This is a genomic window from Amycolatopsis keratiniphila subsp. keratiniphila (assembly GCF_001620365.2).
Lineage (GTDB): Bacteria > Actinomycetota > Actinomycetes > Mycobacteriales > Pseudonocardiaceae > Amycolatopsis > Amycolatopsis keratiniphila.
On record NZ_LQMT02000037.1, the window covers coordinates 7,026 to 20,445 of the forward strand.

The 13,420-nt window shown below is 68.7% G+C and carries 18 protein-coding genes; 7 read left to right on the forward strand and 11 right to left on the reverse strand.

Features of this window, described 5'->3' with window-relative positions; all coding sequences use genetic code 11:
* Positions 1–31: 31 nt before the first annotated feature.
* From AVR91_RS33945 to rsgA, 3 genes are all read right to left on the reverse strand, one after another.
* The gene (locus tag AVR91_RS33945) at positions 32–907 is read right to left on the reverse strand and encodes a hypothetical protein (protein WP_063273084.1); all 876 of its coding nucleotides are present in this window, start codon (positions 905–907) and stop codon (positions 32–34) included.
* Positions 908–1,810: a hypothetical protein gene (locus AVR91_RS33950; RefSeq protein ID WP_063273085.1), complete on the reverse strand. Its 903-nt coding sequence runs from the start codon at positions 1,808–1,810 to the stop codon at positions 908–910.
* A 61-nt stretch (positions 1,811–1,871) separates the two neighbouring features.
* Positions 1,872–2,882 (reverse strand): ribosome small subunit-dependent GTPase A, encoded by a 1,011-nt coding sequence (gene rsgA, locus AVR91_RS33955; protein WP_016337073.1) that lies wholly within the window; start codon positions 2,880–2,882, stop codon positions 1,872–1,874.
* Positions 2,883–2,983: 101 nt separating this feature from the next.
* On the opposite strand from rsgA, the gene AVR91_RS33960 reads away from it, so the two are divergent.
* Both AVR91_RS33960 and AVR91_RS33965 read left to right on the forward strand, forming a co-directional pair.
* Positions 2,984–3,742: an SOS response-associated peptidase gene (locus AVR91_RS33960; RefSeq protein WP_063273086.1), complete on the forward strand. Its 759-nt coding sequence runs from the start codon at positions 2,984–2,986 to the stop codon at positions 3,740–3,742.
* Complete coding sequence (locus AVR91_RS33965) at positions 3,739–4,347, forward strand: alpha/beta hydrolase family protein (RefSeq protein ID WP_063273087.1); 609 nt, start codon at positions 3,739–3,741, stop codon at positions 4,345–4,347. Before AVR91_RS33960 ends, AVR91_RS33965 begins: the two co-directional genes overlap by 4 nt.
* On the opposite strand, the gene AVR91_RS33970 is transcribed toward AVR91_RS33965, so the two are convergent.
* Both AVR91_RS33970 and ybaK read right to left on the reverse strand, forming a co-directional pair.
* The gene (locus tag AVR91_RS33970) at positions 4,297–4,860 is read right to left on the reverse strand and encodes a hypothetical protein (RefSeq protein WP_063273088.1); all 564 of its coding nucleotides are present in this window, start codon (positions 4,858–4,860) and stop codon (positions 4,297–4,299) included. The genes AVR91_RS33965 and AVR91_RS33970 overlap by 51 nt on opposite strands.
* Before the next feature lie 106 nt (positions 4,861–4,966).
* A complete protein-coding gene (gene ybaK / locus AVR91_RS33975; RefSeq protein WP_063273089.1) occupies positions 4,967–5,443 on the reverse strand; it encodes a Cys-tRNA(Pro) deacylase in 477 nt (158 codons plus the stop codon).
* A gap of 190 nt (positions 5,444–5,633) precedes the next feature.
* Between ybaK and AVR91_RS33980 the strand changes: the two genes are divergently transcribed.
* Positions 5,634–6,272, forward strand: coding sequence for a sigma-70 family RNA polymerase sigma factor (locus tag AVR91_RS33980; RefSeq protein ID WP_026466946.1), 639 nt, complete (start codon positions 5,634–5,636; stop codon positions 6,270–6,272).
* On the forward strand, positions 6,269–6,592 hold the full coding sequence (gene rsrA, locus AVR91_RS33985) for a mycothiol system anti-sigma-R factor (RefSeq protein ID WP_063273090.1): 324 nt from the start codon (positions 6,269–6,271) through the stop codon (positions 6,590–6,592). Before AVR91_RS33980 ends, rsrA begins: the two co-directional genes overlap by 4 nt.
* A gap of 69 nt (positions 6,593–6,661) precedes the next feature.
* On the opposite strand, the gene AVR91_RS44560 is transcribed toward rsrA, so the two are convergent.
* Positions 6,662–6,736, reverse strand: coding sequence for a 50S ribosomal protein bL37 (locus tag AVR91_RS44560; RefSeq protein ID WP_369299112.1), 75 nt, complete (start codon positions 6,734–6,736; stop codon positions 6,662–6,664).
* Between the two features lie 106 nt (positions 6,737–6,842).
* Here AVR91_RS44560 and AVR91_RS33990 point away from each other — a divergent pair, with 106 nt between their 5' ends.
* Positions 6,843–8,366 carry a sensor histidine kinase gene (locus AVR91_RS33990; protein ID WP_063273091.1) on the forward strand — a complete coding sequence of 508 codons (1,524 nt, stop codon included), beginning with the start codon at positions 6,843–6,845 and terminating at the stop codon, positions 8,364–8,366.
* A gap of 294 nt (positions 8,367–8,660) precedes the next feature.
* On the opposite strand, the gene AVR91_RS33995 is transcribed toward AVR91_RS33990, so the two are convergent.
* Positions 8,661–8,915 carry a WhiB family transcriptional regulator gene (locus AVR91_RS33995; protein WP_007028999.1) on the reverse strand — a complete coding sequence of 85 codons (255 nt, stop codon included), beginning with the start codon at positions 8,913–8,915 and terminating at the stop codon, positions 8,661–8,663.
* 273 nt (positions 8,916–9,188) lie between these two features.
* On the reverse strand, positions 9,189–10,115 hold the full coding sequence (locus AVR91_RS34000; RefSeq protein ID WP_063273092.1) for a diacylglycerol/lipid kinase family protein: 927 nt from the start codon (positions 10,113–10,115) through the stop codon (positions 9,189–9,191).
* A 245-nt stretch (positions 10,116–10,360) separates the two neighbouring features.
* Here AVR91_RS34000 and AVR91_RS34005 point away from each other — a divergent pair, with 245 nt between their 5' ends.
* Positions 10,361–10,900 carry a hypothetical protein gene (locus tag AVR91_RS34005; protein WP_016337065.1) on the forward strand — a complete coding sequence of 180 codons (540 nt, stop codon included), beginning with the start codon at positions 10,361–10,363 and terminating at the stop codon, positions 10,898–10,900.
* Here AVR91_RS34005 and AVR91_RS34010 read toward each other — a convergent pair whose 3' ends face one another.
* Both AVR91_RS34010 and AVR91_RS34015 read right to left on the reverse strand, forming a co-directional pair.
* Positions 10,901–11,380 (reverse strand): GNAT family N-acetyltransferase, encoded by a 480-nt coding sequence (locus AVR91_RS34010; RefSeq protein WP_063273093.1) that lies wholly within the window; start codon positions 11,378–11,380, stop codon positions 10,901–10,903.
* The gene (locus AVR91_RS34015) at positions 11,380–11,973 is read right to left on the reverse strand and encodes an acid phosphatase (RefSeq protein WP_016337063.1); all 594 of its coding nucleotides are present in this window, start codon (positions 11,971–11,973) and stop codon (positions 11,380–11,382) included. The genes AVR91_RS34010 and AVR91_RS34015 overlap by 1 nt, the downstream gene beginning before the upstream one ends.
* Before the next feature lie 62 nt (positions 11,974–12,035).
* On the opposite strand from AVR91_RS34015, the gene AVR91_RS34020 reads away from it, so the two are divergent.
* Positions 12,036–12,506 carry a hotdog fold domain-containing protein gene (locus AVR91_RS34020; RefSeq protein WP_063273094.1) on the forward strand — a complete coding sequence of 157 codons (471 nt, stop codon included), beginning with the start codon at positions 12,036–12,038 and terminating at the stop codon, positions 12,504–12,506.
* Positions 12,507–12,681: 175 nt separating this feature from the next.
* Here the strand turns inward: AVR91_RS34020 and AVR91_RS34025 are convergent, their stop codons facing one another.
* Positions 12,682–13,353 carry a hypothetical protein gene (locus AVR91_RS34025; protein WP_063273095.1) on the reverse strand — a complete coding sequence of 224 codons (672 nt, stop codon included), beginning with the start codon at positions 13,351–13,353 and terminating at the stop codon, positions 12,682–12,684.
* Between the last annotated feature and the right edge of the window lie 67 nt (positions 13,354–13,420).

A 13,420-nucleotide genomic window follows, 5' to 3' on the forward strand; every position in this document is an offset into this window, starting at 1 on the left:
AGGGACGGGGGCCTTCACGCGCGAAGCGGGGCTAGTTGCCCGCCTTCTTCAGTAATTCGGTGTAGTCGGACACCTCGGCGGCCGGCGGCGCGGTGACGTTCACCGGCGTGCCCCAGTCGCTGTAGGTGTAGGTCGACCTGACCTCGCCGGGGTCAGGTGCTCCGGCCGACTTCATGAACGAGGTCAGATCCATGGTCATCTTCAGCGGGAGCTGCTCGGCGTTGAACCACAACTCGGCCGGGACCCGCAGATCCTTGTCCCCGAGCCGCTTCTCGACCTCGGCCCGCTGCTCGGCGGGGACGTCTTCGCCGAGGAACAACTCGATCTGCTTCTTGACGTCGTACTCGACGAAGTAGTGGTTCACCGGGACGCCGTTCAGCTGGGTCTGCTCGGAACGGACGATGCGACCGGTCTTTTCGACCAGCTCCAGCTGTTTCGCCGGGTCGCCCATCTCGAACGACCGCAGCAAGGCCTTCCCCATGGCCTTCGCCTGGGGATCCGTGCTGTTCAGGTCGAGCTTGCCCCAGGCCTTGTCCGTCTTGAGCTCGGCCTGTTCCGACGGGGGCAGCTTGAGATACAGCGTCTGGTCGACCAGACGCAGGACGCCCGCTTCACCCGCGATGGTCATGTTCGCCTCGATCTTCGAGGCCGGACCGTCGTAGTACGCCAGCAGAGTGCCCGTGACCTTGGCGTCTTTGGTGACGGCGTCGACGGTCGTCTTGGAGGACTTCGCTTTCCGCGTCCCCTGCTTCGCGGCCTCGACGAGACCGAACGCGTCGGTGAACGGGTTGGCCAGCGCGAGCTCGCCGCCCTTGTTCTCGGCCGTGGTGGCCGGGCGGGTGCCGCAGCCCGTGACCACGAGGGTCAGGGCCGCGGCCACCGCGATCACCTTGTGGGTGGCACGCATCTACCGGCCGCCGGCCTTCTTCATGATCTCGGCCAGGTCGCCGACCTGGTCGGCGGGCGGGGCGGTGACCTCCACCGGGCTGCCCCAGTCGGTGTACTTGACCGTGGTCTTGGCGACACCGTCACCGGGAACGCCCATGGCCTTCATGAACGCGGTCTGGTCCGAGACGACCTGCACCGGCAGCTGGTCGGCGTTGAGCCACAGCTCCGTGGGGATGGTGACGTTCTTGCCCTTCAGCTTCGCGTCGAGCTGCTTCTGGACATCCGCCGGGAACGGGACGCCCACCTCGCCCGCGATGAGGGCGATGGCCTTCTCGACCTCGATCTCGACGAGGTAGTGGTTGGTGAGCTCACCGTTCAGCTCGACCTGGTCCGACTTCGTGATCTTGCCCGCCTGCGAGACCTGCTCGAGGGTGCGCGACGGGTCACTGTCCTTGATGGCCTTCGACATCATCTTGCCGAGCATCTGCGAGATGGGGTCCTGGCCGTCGGCGGCGATCTTGACGTACGACTTGTCCGTCTTCATCTCGGCCTTGTCGGACGCGTCGAGCTTGAAGTACAGCGCGCTGTCGACGAAGAGGATCTCCAGCTTCTTGCCGTCGCTGTCCATGGACATCGAGAACTTGGTGTTCTCTCCGTCGTACACGCCCTGCCCGGTCGCGGTCTGCTTCTCGGTGCCGGCGACGGACTCCATCGTCACCTTGGACGACTTGGCCTTCTTGGTGCTCTCGCGGGTCAGCGCCGCGAGCTGGAGCGGGTCGCCGAGCGGCGACGCGAGCTGGCTCTTCTGCTCGGAAGGAGCAGGAGCGGGAGCAGCCGCACCGGACTGCTTCTCGCCACCGCAGGCGGACAGCGCCAGGACGGCGGCCGTGGTGACGGCGGCGAGTGTGGTTACGCGCTTCAAGAGGACCCCTCAGAAAAAGTTGATCTAATCCGAACGGGGTATCGCGCTGGACCGAAATTAGTTACCGATCGTCGTCGTGTCCGGCTCGGGAACCCAAAAGGCGGCGTAAAGAGTCCAATCGTTCGTGACTAGCGTCACCATCGGTGACCACGTCGTCGAGCGCGCAGTCGGGGTCCGAAGGCGGCCCGAGGTGACCGCAGCCGGAAGGACACTCTTCGGCGGCCGCGGCGAATTCCTCGAACGCGAGCACGATGTCGTCGGCGGTCACATGCGCCAGCCCGAACGAGCGGACGCCGGGGGTGTCGACCACCCAGCCGCCGCCGGGCAGCGGGAGCGCGACCGCCGCGACGGACGTGTGCCTGCCCTTGCCGACCGCGCTGACCACACCGGTCGCCAGTCCCGCGTCGGGCACCAGCCGGTTGACCAAAGTGGACTTGCCGACGCCGGAATGCCCCACCAGCGCGGTGACCCGGCCCTTGAGCCGCCCGGTCAGTTCTTCCGGATGCTCGTCGTGCCGGGTGACCACGGCCGGGATGTCGAGGCCCGCGTAGCCGGCGAGGAGTTCGTCGGGGCTGGCGAGATCGGCCTTCGTCAGGCAGAGGACCGGTTCGAGACCGCCCGCGTAGCAGGCGACGAGACAGCGGTCGATGAATCCGGTGCGCGGCGGGGGATCGGCCAGCGCGGTCACGATCAGCAGCTGCTCGGCGTTGGCGACCACCACTCGTTCGAAGGGGTCGGTGTCGTCCGCGGTCCGGCGCAGCACACTGGAGCGCTCGTCCACCCGGATGATGCGGGCGAGGGTGTCCGGTTTGCCGCTCACGTCGCCGACGATGCCGACGGTGTCGCCGACGACGACCGGGACGCGGCCCAGCTCGCGGGCCCGCATGGCGGTGACGACGCGATCCGGATCCGAGTCGATCGCGCAGGTCCAGCGGCCGCGGTCCTTGCCGATGACCATCGCCGTGGAGGCGTCCGCGTGCTCCGGGCGGCGTTTGCTGCGCGGCCTGGTGCCCTTGCCGGGACGGATCCGCACGTCGGATTCGTCCAGCCTGCGCCAGTCCTTGCCAGCCAAACCGCCTCCTGCTCTTCGAACACCGCGGAACAATGATCCCATGCTGCTCGCCATCGTCTGGCCGGCGTGTAACGATGGCTGTCGATTAGGGAGGTTTTCGCATGTGCGGGCGTTATGCCGCGACCAAGGACCCGGCGGCGCTGATCGACGAGTTCGCCGCGGTCGACCTGACCGAGGGCCGCATCCGGACCGATCACAACGTGGCGCCGACCAAGGACGTGCCCACCGTCGTGCAGCGGCATCCGCGCGACGCCGACGGCGCGGTGCTCGAAGACGAGCCCGCCGTCCGGTCGCTGCGCATGATGCGCTGGGGTTTGGTCCCGTTCTGGGCGAAGGACCCCGGCGTCGGCTCGAAGATGATCAACACGCGCGCCGAGACGGCCAAGGAGAAACCGTCGTTCAAGAAGGCGGTCTCCGCGAGGCGCTGCCTGGTCCCCGCCGACGGCTGGTACGAGTGGCGGCGTGACGGCAAGGAGAAGCAGCCCTTCTTCATGACCGGTCCGGGTGACGGATCGCTCGCGTTCGCCGGGATCTGGGAGACCTGGCGGCCGAAGGACGACAAGGACGCCGATCCGCTGATCACCTTCTCCGTGATCACCACGGATTCGGTCGGCAGGCTCACCGACATCCACCACCGCATGCCACTGCTGATGCCGCGCGAGAAGTGGGACACCTGGCTCGACCCCGACCGGCCCGACGTCACCGAACTGCTCGTCCCGCCCCCGGCGGACCTGGTCGACACGATCGAGCTGCGGCCGGTGTCCAGCCTGGTCAACAACGTCCGCAACAACGGCCCGCAGCTGGTGGACCGCGTCGAACCCGCCGCCGACAGCGCGCTCTTCGAGCTGCCGAACTCATGACGAAACTGGAGATCGACACCGCCTACGGCCCCGCGCGGGCCGAGCTGCACTGTGCCGAGGAAGGGATCGCGGTCCTGATGCTCGGCCACGGCGCGGGAGGCGGGATCGGCGCGAAGGATCTGGTCGCGGTCACCCGCGCGGCGCAGGCGGCCGGTGTCCACGTCGCGCTCGTCGAGCAGCCGTACCGGGTGGCGGGCCGCCGGGCGCCCGCCCCCGCCACCCAGCTCGACACCGCCTGGCTCACCGTCGCCGACGAGATCTCCGAACGCTTCGACGACCTCCCGATCGTGTTCGGCGGCCGGTCGTCCGGGGCCCGCGTCGCCTGCCGGACCGCCGCGGCGGGGCAGGCGGTGGCGGTGCTCTGCCTGGCCTTCCCCGAGCATCCGCCGGGAAAGCCGGAGAAGAGCAGGCAGGCCGAATTGGACGCCGTCGAGGTCCCGACCCTGGTGGTGCAGGGTGAACGTGACCCGTTCGGCCTGCCCAAGGCGGGGCCGCATCACGAGATCGTGGTGCTCCAGGGGGATCACAACCTCAGCGCCGACCTCGACGGCGTGTCACGCGCGGCCGCCGAGTGGCTGGAGCGTGTGCTGCGGCCGCTCACCTGAGAACCGCCGCCGGGCGTAGTGCACGGTGACCGCGGCCAGCAGCGGGCCCCAGAGCAGGAGCGGCGCGTAACAGGCCGCCATGACGACGCCGTAGACCGGCGACTCCTCCCAGCTGCCCGGCGACATCGAGGAACCGGCCTCTCCCCAGCCGAACAGTCCCTGGATCCCCAGCAGGGTCAGCGCGATCGCGCCCGCGGCCGCCGGGAGGATCGCGGCGAGCGGCGGGATTCGGCGGCCACGCAGCCCCGGGATCCAGCGCGGCCACACCTCGCCCCACGGCCGGACCAGTCCGAGGGTGAGGAACGCGAGCGCTTCGGCGAGCAGGCTCAGGCCGAAGACGTAGGCCGTGCCCCAGCCGGGGATCCCGAACTCCACCAGGCCTTGGGCGGTGAACCCCACCGGGACTCCGAGGCCCATCGCGATCCGCCACAGCCCGGAGGGCAGGGTCACCAGCAGTGTCGCGTGGGCGGCGAGGTTCGCCCACCTCGGCACGTCGGGCAGGGTCTTGGCCATTTCGTCGCTCCCGGGAGTTCGTCTTTCGCTTGCCGATGACGATTCCCGAGCGCGGCCCGGTGATCTTCCCGCCGCGGACCGACTCCGCTCCCTCTCGCGGGTGAGGTCAGCCCGCGATCGGGGCGACCACGGCACCGGTGAGCCGCGCCAGATCACCGGGCGCGAGCTCGACCTCCAGCCCACGTCGCCCGGCCGAGCAGTGCACGGTCTCGAACTTCTCCGCCGACGAATCGATCACCACCGGCAGCCTGCTCCGGTGCCCGAGCGGCGAGATCCCGCCGAGCACGTATCCCGTCGCGCGCTGCGCGGCGGCGGGGTCGGCCATCTTCGCCTTCTTCCCGCCCGCGGCGGCCGCCAGCGCCTTCAAGTCCAGCTGACCGGTGACCGGGACCACACCGACGGTCAGTTTCCCGTCGACCTCGGCGACCAGTGTCTTGAACACGCGCGCGGGGTCGAGCCCCAGCGCTTCGACGGCTTCGAGGCCGTACGACTCGGCCCGCGGGTCGTGGTCGTAGGCGTGCAGAACGTGCGCCACTTTCTGCCTCACCAGCAGCGCCGTCGCCGGGGTTCCCTTGCCTGCCATGGCCGGAGTCTACGAGCGTGCCGGGAATGCCCGGCCGGGCGTCACTGTTGAAAGGCACGTGTCCACCACCCTCGAAGCTCCCCGAATCCTGATCCCGCGCACGCCGGGCGGCCAGGTGATCCGTCCGCGCGTAAACTCGACGGCGTCTCATGCGCACAAGCGCATCGACGCCGATCGGGAAGGGAACGGTTTGCCGAGCACGCAGAATCCCGCGCCGGACACGGGCACGGACGCCGAAGAGGCGGCCGCGCGGGCCGAGCGCTTCGAGCGGGACGCGATGCCCCTGCTCGACCAGTTGTACTCGGCCGCCATGCGGATGACCCGGAATCCCGCCGACGCGGAGGACCTCGTCCAGGAGACGTACCTGAAGGCGTACGCGGCCTTCGCGTCTTTCAAGGCGGGTACGAACCTCAAAGCGTGGATGTACCGCATCCTCACGAACACCTACATCAACGGCTATCGCAAGCGTCAGCGCCAGCCGGTACAGCAGCCCACCGAGGAGATCACCGACTGGCAGATCGCCAAGGCGGAGAGCCACACCTCCAGCGGGCTGCGCTCGGCCGAGGTCGAGGCGATGGACAACCTGCCCGACGCCGACGTCAAGGAAGCGCTGCAGAAGCTGCCGGAGGAGTTCCGCCTCGCGGTCTACCTCGCCGATGTCGAAGGTTTCGCGTACAAGGAGATCGCCGAGATCATGGACACGCCCATCGGCACCGTGATGTCCCGGCTGCACCGCGGCCGCGCCCAGCTCCGTGACCTGCTCGCCGACGTCGCGCGTGAGCGCGGCTTCATCCGCGCGGGCAAACAGCAGGAGGTGGCGGGGCGATGACCGAGGACTACTGCGCCGGAGCGGACGACAAGGTCAGGTGCGAGGAAGCCCTCGCCGACATCTACCTGCTCCTGGACAAGGAGTGCAGCGCCGAGCGCGACGCCGCCCTGCGCAAGCACATCGAGGACTGCCCGCCGTGCCTCGAGGAATACGGCATCGACGAGCACATCAAGCAGCTGCTCGCCCGCAAATGCGGTGGTGACCACGCGCCGGACGACCTCAAGTCCCGGCTGCGGGCCTCGATCCGCCAGACCGTGCAGACCAAGGGCTCGATCACCATCGAGCGCACCGAGGTCAAGATCGAGCAGACCTTCGAGTAAGCGCGGCCCAGGACACACGAAGGCCCCCGTACCGGATCGGTGCGGGGGCCTTCGCCGTCTGATCGATGATCAGGAGTTGGGCTTCTTGCCGTGGTTCGCGCCGTTCTTCTTACGGTCGCGACGCTTGCGGGCGCGCTTCGACATGTTTCACTCCTCGTCCGAGTGGCCCGCGCGGGGTGATACGACACCGCTGGGCCAGGGTCAACCTCTCCAGTGTGTCATGCGGCCCTCACCCTGCTTGGATGGGGACGTGTCCACCCTTTCCGATCTGCTCGCGGAGAACACCGGCCTGTCCGGTCAAGCCGCGGACCATCTCCAGACCGTGGTCGCCGAATGGCAGCTGCTGGCCGACCTGTCCTTCGCCGACTTCCTGCTCTGGGTCGCCGTGTCGGAGGAGCTGCAACCCGACGGCGGCGACTTCGTGTGCGTCGCGCACGCGCGTCCGACGACGGCGCCGACGGCCCATCCGGAGGACGTCGTCGGCTCCCGGTTCACCGAGGACGAGCATCCGCAGCTGGCCAAGGCGAGCCGCGAGGTGCGGATCTGCCGCGAAGAGGATCCGCATTGGTACCGCGACCTGCCGATGCGGCGTGAGGCCATCCCGGTGGTGTTCGGCGGCACGGTGATCGCCGTGCTCAGCCGCGAAACCAACCTGGCCGCCTCGCGGGTGCCCAGCCCGCTCGAGATCGCCTACCTCGGGAGCGCGGGCGACCTGTGCCAGATGATCGTCGACGGCACCTTCCCCAGCCCGGGGAACCAGACGGACACCCACACCAGCCCGCGGGTCGGCGATGGCCTGATCCGTCTCGACCCGACCGGCACGGTGGTCTTCGCCAGCCCGAACGGGTTGTCGGCCTATCACCGGATGGGGCACGAATCGGACCTCGTCGGCCAGCGCCTCGCGCCGCTGACCAGGTCGCTCATCCGTGACCCGTTCGACGCGACCGAGGTGTCGCACCGGATCATCGAGGCGCTCGACGGCAAGCCCAGCAGCCGGACGGAGGCGGATTCCCGGCGCGGCGCCGTCGTGCTGTTCCGTGCGCTGCCGCTGCGTCCCGCCGGGCAGGCCGCGGGCGCGCTGGTGCTGGTGCGCGACGTCACCGAGGTGAAGCGCCGTGACCGCGCCCTCCTTTCGAAGGACGCGACCATCCGCGAGATCCATCACCGGGTGAAGAACAACCTGCAGACGGTCGCCGCGTTGCTGCGGCTCCAGTCACGCCGGACGTCCAGCGAGGAGGCACGGCTCGCGCTCGGCGAATCCGTGCGCCGGGTCTCGTCGATCGCGATGGTGCACGAGGCGCTGTCCATCTCGGTGGACGAGCGGGTCGATCTCGACAAGCTGCTCGACAACGTCCTCCCGATGGTCGGCGAGGTCGCGACGGCCGAATCGCAGGTCGGGCTTTCGCGCACGGGCTCGTTCGGCGTCGTCGTCGCCGAGATCGCGACGCCGTTGGTGATGGTGCTGGCCGAGCTGGTCCAGAACGCCATCGAGCACGCCTTCCCCGACGGGCGGCCGGGCAAGGTCGAGCTCGTGGTGGAACGCTCCGCGCGCTGGCTCGACGTCGTCATCCGCGACAACGGGCGCGGGCTGCCGTCGGGTTTCTCGCTGGAACGCAGCGACGGCCTCGGGCTCCAGATCGTGCGGACGCTGGTGGAGTCGGAACTGCGCGGCTCGCTGTCGATCCGGGGACTGCGCGGGGATTCCGAGGAGACGGGCGGCCGACGGCTGGGCACCGAAGCCGCCTTGCGCATCCCGCTGTCGCGACGTCTGTAGTGGACTGTCCCTTTTGATCGTCCTCAATGGACAGTCTCATCCGGACACGTTTTAGGGCCGGCGCCCGAAGAGAAGTGGCGCCGGCCCTGTAACGGTTCCGCGGGAGGACTTGGGAAAAGTCCGCTGAAGCCACACCCCCTCGGGGGCGTGTCGGCCTCGCTTGTTAAGCTCAAGTCGGGTACGTGTCACCTCGCAGCGCACGGCCATGCAGCCATTGCACCGCGGGAGTTTCCCGAAGCTTGGGGTCTTGCTCAGTTGTGAGTAATGCGATGAAGCGTGCTGAGTCCGAAAGACTCAGGCGGAGGTACGCGTGCCGATGTGCGTACGACGGCGCTTCAGGGCCCGTCGCTCGTCCTCGCTCATCCCGCCCCAGACGCCTGCGTCCTGCCCGCTGGCCAATGCCCAGGCCAAGCAGTCGGAAGCGACGGTGCAGCGGTGGCACACGGCCTTCGCCTGCGCTACCTGCGACAGAGCAGGACCGCTGGTTCCCACGGGGAAGAACAGCTCGGGGTCCTCGTCTCGGCAGGCCGCGTCGTGGCGCCAGTCCATGTTTCTGAGCTCCTTCATAACGGCGCGGTACTCCGCGCCATAGTCGTCATGGCGGTCGTTTTTTTGGGTGCTTGTGAATGCTTTCACGAAGCACCCGTTTCGACAAGGGTTTTCTGAAGATCGGTGAGTCAGCTCACCCGGCCGAGCGACGCTTCTGACCTGCGGTTTCGTTCCGAAACGGCCTTCCGATGGGAAGGCCGATGCGGTGAGCGGATGTTCTGCGTCGATGAGCGGCAGTTCGTACTTTGCCGCAGGCGATCAGCGGTCCAGTCGTCAGACGATTACCGTCAGTGCTTCCGGGACGCTGAAGAACTCCACCCTCTTCCGCTGGCCGACGAGGTCGCCGTCCACCTGGAAGTTTACCGGTTCAGCAGCGTCAATGCGGATCATCGGCAGGTCATCGTGACGAAGGAGACGTCGTCCGCGTTGGTCGCTCTTCGTGAGCAATGCCTGCCGTACATGCTTGAACACGGTGGGCAATCCCAGACCGCTCAACGCGAAAAGGCCCAGTCCGGTGTCGAACGAGCTGTCCGGGTTCAGATGGACGGGACGGTCGCCCAGGTAGCTCCACGGATCGGTGTTCGACACGAAAGCGGTCAGCACTTCGGTGGGCTCTTCACCCGGGATGCGGACCGTAAGGGGCGGACGGCCGAGCGGGGGCCGCAGATGCGACGCCACGGCGGCCCTCAGATAGAGCCCCGCGGTGGTCTGCTTGCCCCGGCGCTTGGCCACGCGGCCGACGACGTCGGCGTCCCAGCCCAGGCCGGCGTTGAAGGTGAACCAGTGGCCGTCCGCGATCCCGAGGCCGACTTTGCGGCTTCGGTCGTTCTCGATGGCGTTGAGGAGCTGATGCGTCGCTTCCACGGGATCGTGCGCGATCCCGAGCGCGCGGGCGAAGACGTTCGCCGAGCCGCCCGGTACGACACCGAGCATGGGGACGTCGCCGACCCGCGCCGGGTCGCCGTCGCTGTCCGCGAGGAGACCGTTGACCACCTCGTTGACCGTGCCGTCGCCGCCGTGGGCGACCACCAGGTCGATCCCGTCGCGGGCGGCGGACCGCGCCACGGCCATCGCGTGGCCGCGGTAGTCGGTCTCCACCACGTCGAGTTTGACCTGGCTGGCCAGTGCGTGCGCCAGCACGTCACGCCCACCGGCGGTGGTCGAGGTGGCCTGGGGATTCACGACGAGGATGGCACGCACATACCGCAGGGTAAGTGACTTCGGCCCGAAGAGGGGAGCGTCAGGTGACGCGAAGCTCAGTGGCCCGTGCGTCCTCGAAGCAGCACCTTGTGACCCCTGTGGCGGGCGGCCCTCCTCATCGCCGGCAGCTGTCGCGCGTCGTGACAAGTGCACCCGGGCCGACCGCCCGCTCATCGACGACACTGCCAATTCTTCCCATGCGGCGGCGAGGGGAAACCGGCCGACCGGGTGGCATACGATCGAAAGTGCTCACGTACGGTGACCCGCCCTGGTGGGGCGCCGTGTCCGGAAGCCTGGAAGGCTGTTTCGCCGTGTCCATCGCCGACAAGCTCTCGCCCGCGCCCCGTGAAGTCCGCCTCGCCGGCGCCGTCACCGCGCTGCCGGGGCTCGCCCTGATCGTGTTCGCGATCCTGCTCCTGGTCAACGGCCGGGCCGGACCGGAGAACCTCCTGGCCGAAGTCGCCTACTACCTCGTCCTCGCCGCCGGGACGCTGGCCTGCGCGGCCGGGCTGATGATGGGGAAGACGTGGGCGAGGTCGCCCGGCGTGGTCGTCGCGCTGATCCTGGTGGGCGTCGGCTGGTACGGCGCGGGCCCGTCCGGTCAGCCGTTGTGGGGTGTGCCGCTGGGGCTGGTCGGCGTCGCCGTCATCGTGCTGCTGTTCCGCCGCCCTTCGCGCGCGTGGGCGCTCGGGATGCAGGAGGGCGAGACCGAGGAAGAGGCCGCGGAGCGGGACGGCGCCGCGGGCCGTGCGGCGCGTCGTGAACGCGAGGAACGCGACTCCTGACTAGGCCTGGGCGGCGAGTGCCTTCAGGGGTTCGTCGGTGAGGCGGTCGACGGTCCATTCGTCCATCGGCACCGCGCCGAGCGATTTGTAGAACCCCTGAGCCGGGTTCCAGTTGAGCACCGACCATTCGAGACGGGCGTAGCCGCGCTCGACGCAGACCGCCGCGAGGGTGGCCAGTAGCGCCTTGCCGAGGCCGGAGCCGCGCTGCTCGGGGCGGACGTAGAGGTCCTCCAGGTAGATGCCGTGCACACCGCGCCAGGTGGAGAAGTTGAGGAACCAGAGCGCGTAGCCGACGATCTCGCCGTCGACCTCGGCGACGTGCCCGAACAGGCCCGGTGCCTCGCCGAACAGCGCGACGCGCAGCTGCTCGGGCGTGAGGTGGCATTCGTCCGGGGCGCGTTCGAACTCGGCGAGGTCGTAGACGAGCTGGACGACGGCGTCCACGTCTTCTTCGCGGATACGCCTGATGCGGTCGTCCACTAGTCCTCCGTCGTGGGGAGCAGGTTGAGATGTTCGATCTGCGGCTCGCCGCGTTCGTCGCCGAGCACCGCGACGCCGGCCGGGTCGAGTCCGAAGTGGACGCCCGCGGTCGACGGGAGACCGATCCAGCGCGCGACCAGGACGCGGCTGAAATGCCCGTGGCCCACCAGGATCACGTCACCCTTGCCGAGCGGCTCGCGGATCCGGTCGATCAGTTTGTCCGCGCGGGCGTTGACGTCTTCCGCGCTTTCGCCGCCGGGGATCGGGTGTGACCAGACCGTCCAGCCCGGGACGGTCTCGCGGATCACCGGGGTCGTGACGCCCTCGTAGTCGCCGTAGTCCCATTCGGACAGCTCTTCGGTGACCTCGTCGACGCGCAGGCCTGCCAGCTCGGCCGTGCGCAGCGCCCGGGTGCGGGGGCTGGAGAGGACGAGTGCCGGGCTGCCGCCGAGTACCGCGCGCAGGGTGCCGCCCGCGGCGCGGGCCTGCCCCTCGCCCGCGGCCGTGAGCGGGATGTCGGTGCGTCCGGTGTGCCGCCCGTTGACGGACCACTCGGTCTGACCGTGCCGGAGGAGGAAGAGCCGATGTGCCACGTTGCGAATATAGCCTGCCGTCCGGTTATGCTACTGGCGAGTAACATGATGAGGAGACCGTGATGGCGCAGAATCCGACCTACGCGATGTGGAACCGGCTGGCGGGCAAGCCGGTCGGCAAACAGCTGTTCTCGGCGGCGATGTGCCTGCGTGTGCCGTACTTCCGGACGGTGCTCCCGTCGGTGCGCGACCTGCGTCCCGGCCGGTGCGAGGTGACGTCCCCGAAGTGGTGGGGTGTTTACAACCACATCAAGACCTTTCACGCGATCGCGGCCTGCAACCTCGCCGAGATCGCGATGGGCATGCTCGCCGAGGCGACCGTGCCGGCGACGCATCGCTGGCTGCCGAAGGGTATGACGGTCGCGTACGTGGCGAAGGCCGAGACGAGCCTGCGCGCCGTCGCGGAGCTGCCGGAGTTGCCGGAATTCGGCGACGAGGGCTTCGAGCTCCCCGTGCCGGTGACGATCACGGACACGAACGGGAAACCCGTCGTGACCGCGACCATCACCATCTGGGTGACGAAAAAGAAGTAGGACTCCGGGCGACCTCGGGCATTTCGTCCTCTGAACGCGTTAGGTCTGGCGGGCGAAGCGTCCCGAAGGCCCCTTAGGGACGTTGGCTGTCTCAAGGGTGACCTTCAGGACACGCCCCGGCACTCACGAGTTGCCGATCGCTGCCACCCGCATTCAGAGGACGAAATGCGGGTGGTCAGAGGGGCTTGAACTGCACGTAGGTCGCCATCGTGAAGGTGTTCTTCCCGCTCGCCGACGGCAGGCCGAGCATCTCGTCGGCCACTCGCGTCAGCGGGCCGCAGCCGCTGGTGCCGGGCAGCGCGAGCTGCGAGTCGACGACGCCGAATTTCACCGTCGTGGGGTTCTGCGAGATCACCTCGAAGGGGACCGCTGGATCGTCCTTGACCACCGAGTGCAGCGGCGCGCCGCGGGTGCCGATCGTGCATTCCTTGGGCAGCAAGGGATGCCGCAGGGCGGCGTAGAGGTCCAGTTCGCCGCGGCGCTCGTCGTTCGACTGGAAGTCCGAGTAGCCGCCGTACTTCAGCTGGATGGCCGCGCCGAAAGTGCCGCGGATCCGGGCCGGAGCGTGCCGCAGTTCGCCGAAAACCTGCGCGTATTTCCCGTCCACCTTGCCTTCGGAGAACGTCAGCCGCATCTCCCCGAGCGGGATCGCGCGGTCGCCGATGGTCAGGACTCCTTGGGCGACAAAGGCTTCACAACGCCATGTGCCGGGGTCGGCGTCGGCGGGCGGAGCGGGACAGGCGGAGAAGTCGAAATCGGGCAACCCTGCCGCGGAGGCGTGGCCGGGGAAGACGAAGAGGGCGGCTGCGGACAGGGCGGCCGCGGTCGCGGCGAGGAGGCGTCTCATGCCTCGAAAGAGTGGTCCGTGCCGGTTTGAGCCACATCGGGGAAGCCACCCAAGGGACCCCTGAATC

Excerpts from the sequence above, each read along its gene's own strand:
- AVR91_RS33970 (WP_063273088.1), bottom strand. The coding sequence starts at position 4,860 with ATGGCCAAGACCCTGCCCGACGTGCCGAGGTGGGCGAACCTCGCCGCC.
- AVR91_RS33965 (WP_063273087.1), top strand. The coding sequence starts at position 3,739 with ATGACGAAACTGGAGATCGACACCGCCTACGGCCCCGCGCGGGCCGAG.
- ybaK (WP_063273089.1), bottom strand. The coding sequence starts at position 5,443 with ATGGCAGGCAAGGGAACCCCGGCGACGGCGCTGCTGGTGAGGCAGAAA.
- rsrA (WP_063273090.1), top strand. The coding sequence starts at position 6,269 with ATGACCGAGGACTACTGCGCCGGAGCGGACGACAAGGTCAGGTGCGAG.
- AVR91_RS33960 (WP_063273086.1), top strand. The coding sequence starts at position 2,984 with ATGTGCGGGCGTTATGCCGCGACCAAGGACCCGGCGGCGCTGATCGAC.
- AVR91_RS33995 (WP_007028999.1), bottom strand. The coding sequence starts at position 8,915 with ATGGACTGGCGCCACGACGCGGCCTGCCGAGACGAGGACCCCGAGCTG.
- AVR91_RS34025 (WP_063273095.1), bottom strand. The coding sequence starts at position 13,353 with ATGAGACGCCTCCTCGCCGCGACCGCGGCCGCCCTGTCCGCAGCCGCC.
- AVR91_RS33945 (WP_063273084.1), bottom strand. The coding sequence starts at position 907 with ATGCGTGCCACCCACAAGGTGATCGCGGTGGCCGCGGCCCTGACCCTC.
- AVR91_RS34020 (WP_063273094.1), top strand. The coding sequence starts at position 12,036 with ATGGCGCAGAATCCGACCTACGCGATGTGGAACCGGCTGGCGGGCAAG.